13 protein-coding genes are annotated in these 13,638 nt (G+C 75.5%); 9 read left to right on the forward strand and 4 right to left on the reverse strand.

Annotated features, from left to right (window positions below; translation table 11 throughout):
• Nucleotides 1-588: 588 nt before the first annotated feature.
• The gene (locus tag AC0IVP_RS09660; RefSeq protein WP_471756242.1) at nt 589-1,470 is read left to right on the forward strand and encodes an endonuclease domain-containing protein; all 882 of its coding nucleotides are present in this window, start codon (nt 589-591) and stop codon (nt 1,468-1,470) included.
• 470 nt (nt 1,471-1,940) lie between these two features.
• Here the strand turns inward: AC0IVP_RS09660 and AC0IVP_RS09665 are convergent, their stop codons facing one another.
• Nucleotides 1,941-2,264, reverse strand: a complete 324-nt coding sequence (locus AC0IVP_RS09665) for a type II toxin-antitoxin system VapB family antitoxin (protein WP_056297528.1) — start codon at nt 2,262-2,264, stop codon at nt 1,941-1,943.
• A 200-nt stretch (nt 2,265-2,464) separates the two neighbouring features.
• Here AC0IVP_RS09665 and hrcA point away from each other — a divergent pair, with 200 nt between their 5' ends.
• From hrcA to AC0IVP_RS09685, 4 genes are read left to right on the forward strand one after another with little or no spacing between them, the layout of a single operon-like run.
• Nucleotides 2,465-3,511, forward strand: coding sequence for a heat-inducible transcriptional repressor HrcA (gene hrcA / locus AC0IVP_RS09670; protein WP_471756244.1), 1,047 nt, complete (start codon nt 2,465-2,467; stop codon nt 3,509-3,511).
• Nucleotides 3,512-3,526: 15 nt separating this feature from the next.
• Nucleotides 3,527-4,666: a molecular chaperone DnaJ gene (gene dnaJ, locus AC0IVP_RS09675; RefSeq protein ID WP_471756246.1), complete on the forward strand. Its 1,140-nt coding sequence runs from the start codon at nt 3,527-3,529 to the stop codon at nt 4,664-4,666.
• Between the two features lie 5 nt (nt 4,667-4,671).
• A complete protein-coding gene (locus AC0IVP_RS09680; RefSeq protein WP_082557034.1) occupies nt 4,672-5,439 on the forward strand; it encodes a 16S rRNA (uracil(1498)-N(3))-methyltransferase in 768 nt (255 codons plus the stop codon).
• Nucleotides 5,440-5,471: 32 nt separating this feature from the next.
• On the forward strand, nt 5,472-5,831 hold the full coding sequence (locus tag AC0IVP_RS09685; RefSeq protein WP_056297535.1) for an HIT domain-containing protein: 360 nt from the start codon (nt 5,472-5,474) through the stop codon (nt 5,829-5,831).
• A 33-nt stretch (nt 5,832-5,864) separates the two neighbouring features.
• Here AC0IVP_RS09685 and AC0IVP_RS09690 read toward each other — a convergent pair whose 3' ends face one another.
• The 3 genes from AC0IVP_RS09690 to AC0IVP_RS09700 are packed head-to-tail and all read right to left on the reverse strand — an operon-like array spanning nt 5,865 to nt 9,588.
• Nucleotides 5,865-6,920, reverse strand: a complete 1,056-nt coding sequence (locus tag AC0IVP_RS09690; protein WP_471756248.1) for an ABC transporter ATP-binding protein — start codon at nt 6,918-6,920, stop codon at nt 5,865-5,867.
• Nucleotides 6,917-8,419, reverse strand: a complete 1,503-nt coding sequence (locus AC0IVP_RS09695; protein WP_471756250.1) for an ABC transporter permease — start codon at nt 8,417-8,419, stop codon at nt 6,917-6,919. The genes AC0IVP_RS09690 and AC0IVP_RS09695 overlap by 4 nt, the downstream gene beginning before the upstream one ends.
• Nucleotides 8,420-8,466: 47 nt before the next feature.
• Nucleotides 8,467-9,588, reverse strand: a complete 1,122-nt coding sequence (locus AC0IVP_RS09700) for an extracellular solute-binding protein (protein ID WP_471756252.1) — start codon at nt 9,586-9,588, stop codon at nt 8,467-8,469.
• Between the two features lie 131 nt (nt 9,589-9,719).
• Between AC0IVP_RS09700 and AC0IVP_RS09705 the strand changes: the two genes are divergently transcribed.
• The 4 genes from AC0IVP_RS09705 to AC0IVP_RS09720 all read left to right on the forward strand — a co-directional run bounded on the left by AC0IVP_RS09705 (nt 9,720) and on the right by AC0IVP_RS09720 (nt 13,632).
• Nucleotides 9,720-10,544 carry an enoyl-CoA hydratase/isomerase family protein gene (locus tag AC0IVP_RS09705; RefSeq protein ID WP_471756254.1) on the forward strand — a complete coding sequence of 275 codons (825 nt, stop codon included), beginning with the start codon at nt 9,720-9,722 and terminating at the stop codon, nt 10,542-10,544.
• A gap of 93 nt (nt 10,545-10,637) precedes the next feature.
• Complete coding sequence (locus tag AC0IVP_RS09710) at nt 10,638-11,786, forward strand: PhoH family protein (RefSeq protein ID WP_235564864.1); 1,149 nt, start codon at nt 10,638-10,640, stop codon at nt 11,784-11,786.
• Between the two features lie 2 nt (nt 11,787-11,788).
• On the forward strand, nt 11,789-12,286 hold the full coding sequence (gene ybeY, locus AC0IVP_RS09715) for an rRNA maturation RNase YbeY (RefSeq protein ID WP_471756256.1): 498 nt from the start codon (nt 11,789-11,791) through the stop codon (nt 12,284-12,286).
• Nucleotides 12,283-13,632 (forward strand): hemolysin family protein, encoded by a 1,350-nt coding sequence (locus tag AC0IVP_RS09720; protein ID WP_056297547.1) that lies wholly within the window; start codon nt 12,283-12,285, stop codon nt 13,630-13,632. Before ybeY ends, AC0IVP_RS09720 begins: the two co-directional genes overlap by 4 nt.
• The last annotated feature ends 6 nt before the right edge of the window (nt 13,633-13,638 follow it).

The raw sequence follows: 13,638 nt of genomic DNA on the forward strand, positions 1-13,638 counted from the left end.
CCGGACCGTGCGGGTGCGCGCCCAGACCGCCACGCCGCTCGGGACGCCGGCAGGAGCGCGCGCCCGTGGAGCGGCTGCGCGTCCACGCCGGGTGCCGGGCTGCGCGGCCGGGCCGGTCCACTTCCCGGGGTGACGGTGTGGGCGCGCGCCCGGGCGGGAGTGCGCGGCTGTGCGGGTGTGCTCCCTGGGGTGGCGGCGTGGGCGCGCGCCCGGGCGGGAGTGCGCGGCTGTGCGGGTGTGCTCCCTGGGGTGATGGTGTGGGCGCGCGCCCGGGCGGGAGTGCGCGGCCACGCGGGTCTGCTCCTCAGGGTGGCGGTGTGGGCGCGCGCCCAGGCGGGACTGCGCGGCCACGCTGCTCGGCGGGGGCGGACGGCGGGCCCGGCGCGCACGTCCACTGCGGGTGCGCGCCGGCGCAGCTGCGCCGTCGGCCACGGTCCGCCGTGCGAGAGAGCAGGCAGACGTGTCGGCCGCGCCGGAGAGGAGCACAGCCGGCGCGGCGCGGTCGAGGGTCGGCGCCATCTGTGGACGGACCCGTGCGGTGTGGACGCCCGCGGCCCCGGCCCGCTCTCGGGCGCGACGCTGCATCGCGTGCCCCGTCGACCACGCCCCGTCCCTGAGCTGGGTGCTGCGCCCTTCCGCGGCACCACTGCTGTCGCGACCGGGCTGTTGACCCGGCACGAGCTCGCCGGGCCCGGGTGGTCGCGGCTGCACCGGGACGTCTACGTCGCGGCCGGCGCACCGGTGACGCACGCGGTGCGGGTGCAGGCGTCGGTGGCGTTGGTGCCCGGCGCGGTGGTCACCGGTTCGTCGGCGGCCCGGCTGCACGGCGTGGACCTGGGGCCGGGGGAGAGCGAGCCGGTGGAGCTGACCGTCCCCGGCGGATCGGGCGGGTGGTCCACGACGGGCGTCCGGGTGCGGCGCCGGGACCTCGGGCGGCACTCGGTGGTGGTGCTCGACGGGCTGCAGGTGACCAGTGCCGTCGTCACGGCCGTCGACCTCGCGGTCGCCTGGCCACACCCGCAGGCGGTCGCCGTCCTGGACCAGTTCGTGGCCGCACGGTTGGCGACGCTCGAGGAGGTCCGCGCGGAGGCGGCGCTGCGGACCGGCCCGGGTTCGGCGCGTGGACGCCGGGCGGCGGCCGTGGCCGACGGGCTGGCAGCCTCGCCGCCGGAGACGGTGCTGCGCATGCTCCTGGCGTCGTCCGGGCTGCCGGTACCGGTCGCCCAGTACGAGGTGCGGGACCGGCGGGGCCGGTTCGTCGCCCGCGTGGACTTCGGGTGGCCCGGACTCCGGTTCGCGGTCGAGTACGACGGCGCCGGCCACGTCGACCGGCTCGCCCACGACCGACGTCGGCTCAACGCCCTGCAGGACGCGGGCTGGCGCGTCTTCTTCGTCACCGCGGCCGGGATGCACGACCCGCAACGGTTGCTCCTCACGATCGCCGCGGCCATGGCCGACTGCCTCCGCTGACCCGCTGACCCGCTGACCCGCTGGGCCGCTGACCCGCTGACCCGCTGGGCCGCTGACCCGCTGGGCCGCTGACCCGCTGGGCCGCGCCGGTCTGCAGCTCCCCAGGGCCGGGTCCACCCGGTCAGCCGTCGCGCGCTGCGGCGCCGGGGCCACGCGCCCAAGCCGCTGACCCGCGGCGCCCAGGCACCTCCCCGCGCAGGAAAGTCGTGGGTGCGCGCCTGCGCCGCTCACGAGCCCGGGAGACCGGCAGGGGCGCGCAGTCGGTGCGCCACTGCGCGTCGACGGCGCAGGGCTGCCCGCGGGGGATCGCCCGCGGCGCCGGGCCTGAGCGGGGCGGCTCAGGGGGGCTGTGGCAGGGGCTCAGGGCAGGCTGGCGCAGGGCGCGGGGGCCGCCGGGCGCAGGGGCCAGGCGGTCAGGAAGAGGCCGGGGCCGCCGGGCGCAGGGGCCACCGGACGGAAGGCCCAGGCGGTCAGGTGGAGGCGGGGGCGGACGGCATCAGCGCGTCCAGGTCCAGCACGCGCACGTGGATGACGTTGCGCTGCTGGAGGGCCGCGCGCAGGGCGCGGTGCAGCCCGTCCTCCAGGAAGAGCTCCCGGTGCCACTGGACGGCGTGCGGGAAGAGGTCGCCGTAGAAGGTCGAGTCGTCGGCCAGCAGGGCGTCCAGCTCGAGGGTCCGCTTGGTGGTGACCAGGGTGTCCAGCCGGATCTGCCTGGGCGGGATCATCGCCCAGTCCCGGGTGGAGAAGCCGTGGTCGGGGTAGGGCCGGCCGTCGCGCACCGCTTTGAAGATCAGGTGCCGACTCCCCTCAGACCGTCCCCGTGACCCGGGGCACTCGACGCCCGGACCACCCTAGTGCGACCCGGTCTCGACCCGCCCGGGGACACCTCGGGTCGGCGGTGAACGGTGCACCGGGGGTGCCGCCCGGTCGTATGCTGGACCTGGCACTCGGACGAGGTGAGTGCCAACCGCGGTGCGAGGAGGGGGTGGTCGGCGTGGCGCACGACGAACGCCGCCTGCAGGTCCTGCGGGCCATCGTGCAGGACTACGTCTCGACCAACGACCCGGTCGGCAGCAAGGCCCTGGCGGCCCGGCACGACCTGGGCGTCTCCTCGGCGACCATCCGCAACGACATGGCGGTGCTGGAGGAGGAGGGGTACATCACCCAGCCGCACACCAGCGCCGGGCGGGTGCCCACCGACAAGGGCTACCGCTTCTTCGTCGACCGGCTCTCCCAGGTCAAGCCGCTCTCGGTCGCCGAACGGCGGGCGATCGAGCGCTTCCTGGACGGCGCGCTGGACCTCGACGACGTCCTGGGGCGGACCGTGCGCCTGCTGGCCCAGCTGACCCGCAACGTCGCGGTCATCCAGTACCCGACGCTGGCCCGCTCCGCCGTCCGGCACCTGGAGGTCGTGCAGCTGGCGACCAACCGGCTGCTGGTCGTGCTGATCACCGACACCGGCCGCGTCGAGCAGCGCGTCGTCGAGGTGCCCGCGGTGACCGACGCGCCCGCGGGCGCGGACCCGGTCGCCGAGCTGCGCACCCTGCTGAACTCCGCCTTCGTCGGCGCCAAGCTGGCCGAGGCCAGCGTCGCCGTCGCCGACCTGCTGGAGACCGCGCCCCCGCACCTGCGCGGGCTGGTCGCCGCGGTCAGCGCGACGCTGGTGGAGACCCTCGTCGAACCGGGGGAGGACCGGCTGCTCATCGGTGGCACGGCCAACCTCACCCGCGGCGGGGCACTGGACTTCCCGGGCAGCCTCCGGCCGTTGCTGGAGGCCCTGGAGGAGCAGGTCGTCGTCCTGAGGCTGATGGGCGAGGTGGCCCCCAGCCACGTGCTGGTCAGCATCGGCGAGGAGAACGAGCACGAGGGCCTGACGGGCGCCTCCCTGGTCTCGGTGGGCTACGGGTCGGTCGGTGGCACCGGCGACCTGGCGCTCGGCGGACTGGGCGTCGTCGGACCCACCCGGATGGACTACGCCGGGAACATGGCCGCGGTACGAGCCGTGGCCCGCTACGTCGGCCAGCTGCTGGCCGAGAGCTGAGGACTGAGAAACCGCATGGCAACGGACTACTACGGCGTGCTCGGGCTGGCCCAGGGGGCCACCGACACCGACATCAAGCGCGCCTACCGCCGCAAGGCCCGCGACCTGCACCCCGACGTCAACCCCGACCCCGGGGCCAAGGAGGAGTTCCAGCAGGTCAGCCGGGCCTACGAGGCGCTCACCGACCCGGACAAGCGGCGCATCGTCGACCTGGGCGGCGACCCGTTCGAGACCGGTGGCGGCGGGGGCGGCAACCCCTTCGGCGGCGGGGCCGGCTTCGGCGGCCTGGGCGACATCATGGACGCCTTCTTCGGTGGCGGCGGGGCCACCCGAGGGCCGCGCAGCCGCACGCGGGCCGGCGGCGACGCGCTGATCCGCGTCGAGCTGGACCTGGACGAGACCGTCTTCGGGACGACGACCGACATCACCGTGGACACCGCCGTGCTGTGCACCATGTGCACCGGCGCCGGCACCGCCCCGGGCACCCACCCGACCCAGTGCAGCACCTGCAACGGCCGCGGCGAGGTGCAGAGCGTGCAGCGCTCGTTCCTCGGCCAGGTCGTCGCCTCGCGTCCCTGCCCCACCTGCGCCGGCACCGGCCAGGTCATCCCCGAGCCGTGCCCGCAGTGCGCCGGCGACGGCCGCGTGCGGGCCCGCCGCACCATCCCGGTGAAGATCCCCGCCGGCGTCGAGGACGGCATGCGCATCCGGCTGTCCGGGCACGGCGAGGTCGGCCCCGGCGGCGGGCCGGCCGGTGACCTGTACGTCGAGGTGCACGAGCGCCCGCACGACGTCTTCACCCGGGACGGCGAGGACCTGCACTGCCGGGTCACCCTGCCGATGACCGCGGCCGCGCTGGGCACCACGCTGACGCTGAAGACCCTGGACGGCGACGAGCCGCTGCAGGTCAAGGCCGGCACCCAGTCCGGCAGCGTGCTCACCCTGCGCGCGCACGGTGCCCCCCGGCTGCGGGCCACCGGCCGCGGCAACCTGATGGTGCACATCGACGTGCAGACCCCCACCCGTCTGGACGACGAGCAGGAGGAGCTGCTGCGCAAGCTCGCCGCCGTCCGCGGGGAGGACCACCCCGAGGCCAGCCGGGCCCAGCACAACGGCCTGTTCTCCCGGGTCCGCGACGCCTTCAACGGGCGCTGAGCGGCGTGGCCGAGGTCGTCACCGACACCACCGCACCGCCGCTGGACGGCACCCCGCTGTTCCTGCTCGACACGCTGCCCGAGGGCCCCGAGGTGCTCGTCGACGGCGGTGAGGGCCGGCACGCCGTCGACGTGCTGCGGCTGGCCCCCGGCGAGCGCGTCCGGGTCGGGGACGGCGAGGGCACCCTGCTGGAGGGCGAGGTCACCGCGGCCGGCCCCGGCGGCCTGCGGGTCCGGGTGACCGCGCGCCACGAGGTGCCCGCCCCCGAGCCCGAGCTGGTGCTCGTGCAGGCGCTGCCCAAGGGCGACCGGGGCCCGTTGGCCGTCGAGCTGGCGACCGAGCTGGGCGTGGACCGGGTCGTGCCGTGGACCGCTGCGCGCTGCGTCACCAAGTGGCGCGAGGACCGGGTGGACAAGGGCCTGGCCAAGTGGCGCTCGGCGGCCCGGGCGGCCAGCAAGCAGGCCCGCCGTCCCCGGGTCCCCGAAGTCACCGACCCGATGAGCACCCGCCAGGTCTGCGGCCTGCTGGGCGACACCGACCTGTCGGTGGTGCTGCACGAGCAGGCCCGCCGTCCCTTCTCGGTGCTGGAGGTGCCGGCCACCGGTGTCATCGCCGTCATCGTCGGGCCCGAGGGCGGGCTGACCGACGGCGAGGTCGTCGCCTTCCGTGCCGCCGGTGCCGTCTCGGTCCGGCTGGGTGCCGAGGTGCTGCGGACGTCGACCGCCGGTGCCGCGGCGCTGGCGGCGCTGGCCGCCCGCACCCGCTGGAGCTGAGCGGGCGGCAGGACGGCCCTAGGGTCGCGGCCATGACCGACTGCCTGTTCTGCGCGATGGTCGCCGGGGACATCCCGGCCGACGTCGTCCACGAGACCGAGCGCACGTTCGCCTTCCGAGACATCGCCCCGCAGGCCCCCACGCACGTGCTGGTGATCCCGAAGGACCACCACGCCACGGCCGGGCTGTTGGTGGGCGCGGACCCGACCCTGCTGGCCGAGGTCGTCGCGGCCGCGCACGCCGTCGCCGTGCAGGAGGGCCTCGCCACCGAGGACGGCCCGGAGCCGGGCTACCGGCTGGTCGCCAACACCGGTCCGGCCGCCGGCCAGACCGTGCACCACGTGCACCTGCACGTGCTCGGCGGTCGCGACCTGGCCTGGCCGCCCGGCTGACCCGTCACGGCCGGTCCGGTCACCGGCCCGGGCTCAGGTCCGGCGGGGCCAGGCCCGGACCGGGCCGTGCACCTGCAGCCGCACCCGGTCACCGGGCCGGCGGGGGATGCTCCGCTCGCGGACGGCGACCAGACCCAGGCCCGCCACCCGCACGGTGAGCACGGTGTCCGGCCCGCTGAACCGCACGCCCTCCACGACGCCGGCCGTGCCCGTCCCGTCGCCGTCCCCTGCCCGCAGGTCCTCGGGGCGCACCAGCACCTCGACCTCGCTGCCGGGCCGCCCCGGGACGTCGAGCTCGTGCCGGCCCAGCGGGGTCTCCACGGCCGAGTGCCCGGTGACCGTGCCCGGCAGCAGCACCGCGGTGCCCAGGAAGCCGGCCAGCTCGGCGTCGACCGGGGAGCGGTAGAGCTCGCGAGGCGTGCCCGCCTGGACCAGTCGGCCGGCCCGGAGCACGGCCACCCGGTCCGCGGTCGACAGCGCCTCCTCCTGGTCGTGGGTGACCAGCAGGGCGGTGGCACCGTCGGCGGCCACCGCGGCCCGGACGTCGTCCCGCACCGCGACGCGCAGCCCGGCGTCCAGCGCGCTGAACGGCTCGTCCAGCAGCACCAGGGCGGGCCGGGGTGCCAGCGCCCGGGCCAGCGCCACCCGCTGCTGCTGCCCGCCGGAGAGCTCGTGCGGCATCCGGGCGCCCATCGCGCCCAGGCCCAACAGGTCCAGCAGCTCGTCGGCGCGGCCGTCCCGGCGGCGGGCGCGCGGCAGGCCGAACGCCACGTTCGCCCGCACGTCCAGGTGCGGGAACAGCGAGCCGTCCTGCGGCACGACCCCCACGCCGCGCCGGTCCGGGGCGACCCGGTGACCGTGCCCGGCCACCGGGCGGCCGGCGATCGTCACCCGGCCCGACGTGGGCGTCAGGAAGCCCGCGACCACCCGCAGCAGGGTGGTCTTGCCGCAGCCCGAGGGGCCCAGCAGGGCGGTGAACGACCCCGTCGGCACGGTCAGCGAGACGCCGTCCAGCGCCGCGACGGCACCGAAGCGGACCGTCACGTCGGCGACGTCGAGGGCGTGGGTGCTGGGGCTGGACGCGGTCACCGGGCGCCCCGCTCGCGCTGCAGCAGGTGCGCGGGCACCGCGGCGAGCACCACGATCAGCGCGGCGTAGGGCGCCGCCGCCGCGTACTGGCCCGACGTCGTCGAGCTCCACAGTCGCATCGCCAGCGTCTCCGTCCCGGTCGGGTGCAGCACGAGGGTCGCCGTCAGTTCCTTGACGCAGGACAGGAAGACCAGCAGTGCCCCGGTCAGCACGCCCGGGGCGGCCAGCGGCAGGGTCACCTCGCGCAGCACCTGCCAGGGCCGGCGGCCCAGCGAGCGGGCCACCTCCTCCAGGGCGGGCGGGGACTGCGCGACCGCCGTCCGCACCGCGCCGACCGCCAGCGGCAGGAAGAGGACGGCGTAGGCCAGCACCAGCACCGGCGCCGTCAGGTAGGCCGCCGGTGCCACCCGCAGCGTCAGGTAGACCAGGGACAGCGCGACCACGATGCCGGGCACGGTGTGCGACAGCCAGCTCGCGCCCTCCAGGGCCCGCGCCAGCCGGCCCGAGGACCGTCCGGCGACCACCCCGATGGGCAGCGCCAGGGCCACGGTGAGGAGGGCGCCACCGGAGGCCAGCAGCAGCGTGGACGTCGCGGTGTCCCACAGCCGCGCCGGGTCGAAGGTCGCCGACGTCCCCACGGCGAGCCAGCGGGCCAGGCTGACCACCGGGACGCCGAGCGCCGCCGCGGCGAGCGCCCCGAGGCCGGTGACGACGGCGGCAGCGGACAGCGGGGCGAGTCGGACCCGGGGCGCCCGGCGGCGGGCCCCGCTGCCGGTGCGGGCGTACCGGGCGCGGCCCCGGCTGCGCAGCTCGCCGGTGACGACGAGTGCGGAGACGACGACCAGCAGCAGCGAGAGGGTGACCGGGACGAGCCGGCCGAAGCTGTTCTCCAGGGAGACCGCGATCGCCCGGGTCAGGGTGGTCACCCGCAGGATCGACACCGAGCCGAAGTCGGCCAGCACGTAGGTCGCCACCAGCAGGCCCCCGGCGGCCAGTGCGGGCCTCAGCTGGCGGACCGTGACGGTGCAGAAGACGCCGAGGGGCCGCCGGCCGGTGGCCCGGGCGACCTCGGCGAGCCCGGGGTCCAGCCCGCGCAGCGCGCTGCCGGCCAGCAGGTGCACGTAGGGGTGGCAGCACAGCGTCAGGACCATCGCGGCCCCGGCGGGCCCCGCCACCGCGGGCGTGAGGGCCACCCACGTGTAGGCGGCCACGTAGGACGGCACGGCCAGCGGCAGCCCGGCCAGCACGGCGAACACCCGCCGGCCGGGGAAGTCGAAGGCGTGTAGGACGTAGGCGGTGGCCAGGCCCAGCAGCACCGAGGCGGTGGTGACCGTGCCGGCCAGCAGCAGGGTGGTGGCGAGCAGCTGGCGGGTGCGCGGCTGCAGCAGCACCTCGGCGACCTGCCCGGCGTCCAGCCCGGCCAGGGCGATCCCCAGGTAGACCAGCGGGACGGCGCTGACCGCCGCGGCCAGCACGGCCGCAGCGGTCAGCGGTGTCACCGTCCAGGAGCGCCGGCCCGGGTGGACCGGCGCCCCTGCGGTGTCGATCAGGCCAGCCCCGAGGCGGTGATCATCTGCAGCGTGACCGACAGCGACGCCAGGTCGTCCAAGTCGATGGTCGGGGCGTCGAGGTCCTCCAGCGAGGGCAGCTGGTCGGCCACCGGCACGCCGGAGACCATCGGGTACTCGTAGGTCTCCTGGGCGAAGTACTCCTGCGCCTGGGTGCTGAGCAGGAAGTCCACCAGCGTCAGGCCGTCCTCGGCGCGGTCGGAGGAGCTGACCACCCCGGACCCGCTGACGTTGACCAGCGAGCCGGCCTGCCCGTCGCGCAGGTAGTGCAGCTGGGAGCGCATCGCGTCGGCGCCGACCTCGGCGGCCTGCTCGAACCAGTAGTAGTGGTTGACCAGGCCCATCGGGACCTCACCGGCCTCCACGGCGTCCAGGATCGCGCCGTTGCCGTCGTAGACCGGTGCCGCGCCGTCGACGAGGCCCTGCAGGAACCCCTCGGCGGTGGCGTCGTCCTCCAGCACCCGCATCGCGGTGACGAAAGCCTGGAAGGAGGCGTTGCCCGGGGCGATGGCGACCTGGCCGGCGTAGGCCGGGTCGACCAGGGCCGCGGTGTCGGCCGGCAGGTCGGTCTCGGCGACCTGCTGCGGGTCGTAGAGCACCACGCGCGCGCGGCCGGTCAGCGGCACCCAGCGGCGGTCGTCGTCGGCGTACTCGGCGAAGGTCTGCCCGACGGTCTCCTCGGGCAGCTCGGCCAGGCAGTCGGCGTCGGCCAGCGCGCCCAGCGCGCCGGCGTCCTGCAGCAGCACGACGTCGGCGGGGCTGTCGGCGCCCTCCTCCAGCAGCTGCGCGGTGATGGAGGACGTCGAGCCGTACCGCACCGAGACCTCGATGCCGGTCTCCTCGGTGAACTGCTCCAGCACCGGGGCGACGAGCTCCTCGTCGCGGCCGGAGTAGACGACCAGCGCCTCGTCGTCGACCGTGCTGGCCTCGACCTCGGGGTCGGTCTCGCCGTAGGCGACCGTGCCGGCCTCGCACGTGGACGCGGGCGCGGCGGCCGCCGTCCCGGTGTCGTCGGTGGCCTCGCCGCAGCCGGCGACGGCCAGGACGAGGGTGCCGGCGGCCAGCACCGCGGTCCGTCGGGGGCTCCAGTACGAGCGCATGTGTCCACCTCTCCGGCGGCCCCTGGTGGGCCGCGGCGGCAAAGCTAGCCTGCCCTAACTCGTTGCTGCACGCCGCCTACCTGCGCTTTCGCCGACGGACGGCGGATCGGCACGGCTGGGAGCATGGGGTGGTGACCGAGAGCAGTGCAGCCCCCGTCCGGATCGAGCGCGACGGCGACGTCGCCGTGCTGGTGGTCGACGCCTCGCCCCTCAACCTCTTCGACGCGGCCGTCTTCGACGCCCTGGAGGCCCGGGTCGCCGAGCTGGCCGAGCTGACCGACCCGGCCCGGGAGGACCGGGTGCGGGCGGTCCTGGTGCGCGCCGAGGGCCGGGTGGTCTCCGGTGGCGTGGACGTCGCGCTGTTCGGCGAGATCGCCGAGGGGCCCGACGCCGCCGCCGTGGGCGGGGCCCTGTGGGCGCGGTTGTTGCGCACCGTGCAGACCCTGGAGGACCTGCCGGTGCCCACCGTCTTCGCCGCGCACGGGCTGACCCTGACCGCGGCGTTCGAGCTGGCCCTGGCCTGCGACCTGCTGGTGGCCACCGAGCAGGCGTCGTTCGGGCTGGTGGAGATCGTCGTCGGCCTGACCCCGTCGATGGGCGGGCCGCAGCGGCTGGCCGAGCGGGCGGGGACCGCGCGGGCCAAGGAGCTGGTCTTCACCGGCGAGCGGTACCCGGCCCGGACCCTGCAGGAGTGGGGCGTGGTGAGCCGGGTGCTGCCCGCGGAGGGGTTCACCGAGGCCGCGCTCGCACTCGCGCGGCAGGTGGCCGCCGGGCCCACCCTGGCGCACGCGGCGACCAAGACCCTCGTGGCGACCAGCGCACGGCAGGGGGTCCGGGCCGCGGACGCCGTGGTCCCCGAGGTGTCCGGTGCGCTGTTCGACAGCGAGGACCTGCGCGCCGCCGTGGCCTCCTTCCTCAGCGAGGGCCCGGGGAGGGCCCGGCACCGAGGGCGCTGACCCCGCCTGGGGAAACCGGGCGCCGGGCGGGTGCGCTGCGCGTAGGCTGGGAGACGTCCCACCCCCGTCGCAGGAAGGCAGGGTCGAGCGTTCTTGCCCGACACCTCACCGAGCTCCCCGCCCGTCGCGGGCGCCCAGCCCGGTGCCAGCGCGTCCCGAGAGGCCTCGGCCCGCGCCGCGGGCCTGGGTGACGCCGGCACCGCGGTGACGGCCCCCGCCGCCGAGGCAGGCACCGAGCCCGTCCGCACCTCGATCACGGTCCCCGAGTCGGTCTCCATGGTGTCCCTGCTGGGATCCGGGGACGAGCTCCTGCGCCTGGTGGAGACCGAGCTCTCCGCCGACGTCCACGTGCGGGGCAACGAGATCACGCTGACCGGGCAGGCGGCCGACAACGCCTTCGCCGTCCGGGTGTTCGACGAGCTCATCGCCCTGGTGCGCACCGGCCAGGCGCTGCGCCCGGACTCGGTGCGCCGGGTCGTGGGGATGCTGCGGTCCGGGGGCAGCGAGCGGCCCGCCGAGGTCCTCAGCCTGGACATCCTCAACCGTCGCGGGCGGACGATCCGGCCCAAGACGCTGAACCAGAAGCACTACGTCGACGCCATCGACCAGCACACGGTGGTCTTCGGCATCGGCCCCGCCGGCACCGGCAAGACCTACCTGGCGATGGCCAAGGCCGTGCAGGCGCTGCAGACCAAGCAGGTCGACCGGATCATCCTCACCCGCCCCGCGGTCGAGGCCGGCGAGCGGCTGGGCTTCCTGCCCGGCACGCTCAGCGAGAAGATCGACCCCTACCTGCGGCCGCTGTACGACGCGCTGCACGACATGGTCGACCCGGAGTCGATCCCGCGGCTGATGGCCTCGGGCACGATCGAGGTGGCCCCGCTGGCCTACATGCGCGGCCGCACGCTCAACAGCGCGTTCGTCATCCTCGACGAGGCGCAGAACACCACCGCCGAGCAGATGAAGATGTTCCTCACCCGGCTCGGCTTCGGCTCCAAGATGGTCGTCACCGGCGACGTCACCCAGGTCGACCTGCCCGGCGGCGCCCAGTCGGGCCTGCGGGTGGTCCGGGAGATCCTCACCGGGATCGACGACGTGCACTTCTCCCTGCTCACCAGTTCCGACGTCGTCCGGCACCGCCTGGTCGGGGACATCGTCGACGCCTACGAGCGCTGGGACACCGCCCAAGCCACCCGCCCCGCCGTGCACAACCCCGGCCCGCGCCGGCAGAAGGGCAGCTGACCGTGGCCGTCGAGGTCGCCAACGAGTCCGAGATCGCCGTCGACGAGACGTCGCTGACCGGCATCTGCCGCTACGTGCTGGGCGAGCTGGACGTCAGCCCGCTCGCCGAGCTGTCGGTGCTGTGCGTGGACGTGGACTACATGGCCAGCCTGCACGAGCGGTGGATGGGCGAGAAGGGCCCCACCGACGTGCTGGCCTTCCCGATGGACGAGCTGGACACCGCCCGGCCCGACGACCCCGACCCGGGCCCCGAGCTGCTCGGTGACGTCGTGCTGTGCCCGGCCGTGGCGATCCGCCAGGCCCGCGCCGCCGGCCACAGCATGGACGACGAGCTCCTCCTGCTGGCCACCCACGGCGTGCTCCACCTGCTGGGCTACGACCACATGGAGCCCGAGGAGGAGAAGGAGATGTTCGGTCTCCAGTCCTCGCTGCTGGAGGGCTTCCGCGCCGTCCCACGGGACCAGGTGACCGGCGCGCCCGTGGAGACCGACGGACGATGAGCTCCACCGCGGTCACCCTGCTGGTGATCGCCGTCCTGCTGGTCCCGGTGGCCGGGGTCTTCGCCGCGATCGACTCCGCGCTGGCCGGGATCTCCCGTGCCCGCGTGGAGGAGATGCGCCGCGACGGCGCCCGCAACGCCGACGCGCTGCTCGCCGTGGTCGACGACCGCGCCCGGCACGTCTCGCTGCTGCTCCTGCTGCGGATCGCCTGCGAGATGACCGCGGCGGTGCTGATCGCGGTCATCCTCTTCGTCGTCTTCGACGGGGTGGGCGGCGGGGTGGTCACCGCGGCCGCGGTCATGACGGTGGTCAGCTACGTGCTCATCGGGGTGGGCCCGCGCACCCTGGGCCGCCAGCACGCCTACCCGGTGGCCCTGCGGACGGCGGGGCTCACCCGGCTGCTGGGCCGCCTGCTCGGCCCGGTCTCCACCCTGCTGATCCTGCTGGGCAACGCCATCACCCCCGGCCGGGGCTTCCGCGAGGGCCCGTTCTCCACCGAGGTCGAGCTGCGCGAGCTGGTCGACATGGCCGAGGAACGCGGCGTCGTGGAGTCCGGCGAGCGGGCGATGATCCACTCGGTGTTCGAGCTGGGCGACACCATCGCCCGCGAGGTCATGGTGCCGCGCCCCGACGTCGTCTACATCGAGCGCACCAAGACCCTGCGCCAGGCGCTCGCGCTGGCCCTGCGCAGCGGGTTCAGCCGCATCCCGGTCATCGGGGAGAACGTCGACGACGTCGTCGGCGTCGTGTACCTCAAGGACCTGGTCCGACGGACCCAGGGCGACCAGGACGTCAGCCGGATCAAGGTCGAGGACCTGATGCGCCCGGCGGCGTTCGTGCCCGAGTCCAAGCCCGTGGACGTGCTGCTGCGCGACATGCAGGCCCGCCGGATCCACATGGCCGTCGTCGTCGACGAGTACGGCGGCTTCGCCGGGCTGCTGACCATCGAGGACATCCTCGAGGAGATCGTCGGCGAGATCGACGACGAGCACGACACCGTGCAGCGCCCGCCGGTCGAGGAGCTGCCCGACGGCGCCTACCGGGTGACCGCGCGGCTGCCGGTGGAGGACCTCGCCGACCTGTTCAAGGTCCAGCTGCCCGAGGACGACGACGTCGAGACCGTCGGCGGCCTGCTGGCCCGGGAGATCGGCCGGGTGCCCATCGAGGGCTCGGAGACCGTGGTCGGCGAGCTGCACCTGCTGGCCGAGTCCACCGGGGGCCGCCGCAACCGGGTGGACACCCTGCTGGTGACCCGCGTGCCGCAGGGCACCGACGTCGACACCCCCGACCCCGACGACGCCGCGCAGACCGCCCGGGCCGACCAGCCCTCCGCCGTGGCAGGCTGACCGACC

This window comes from Klenkia sp. AC732, from assembly GCF_979256525.1.

What these genes read in the sequence shown, in the direction of transcription:
- dnaJ (WP_471756246.1), top strand. Translation starts at nt 3,527, where the DNA reads ATGGCAACGGACTACTACGGCGTGCTCGGGCTGGCCCAGGGGGCCACC.
- AC0IVP_RS09685 (WP_056297535.1), top strand. Translation starts at nt 5,472, where the DNA reads ATGACCGACTGCCTGTTCTGCGCGATGGTCGCCGGGGACATCCCGGCC.
- AC0IVP_RS09700 (WP_471756252.1), bottom strand. Translation starts at nt 9,588, where the DNA reads ATGCGCTCGTACTGGAGCCCCCGACGGACCGCGGTGCTGGCCGCCGGC.
- AC0IVP_RS09720 (WP_056297547.1), top strand. Translation starts at nt 12,283, where the DNA reads ATGAGCTCCACCGCGGTCACCCTGCTGGTGATCGCCGTCCTGCTGGTC.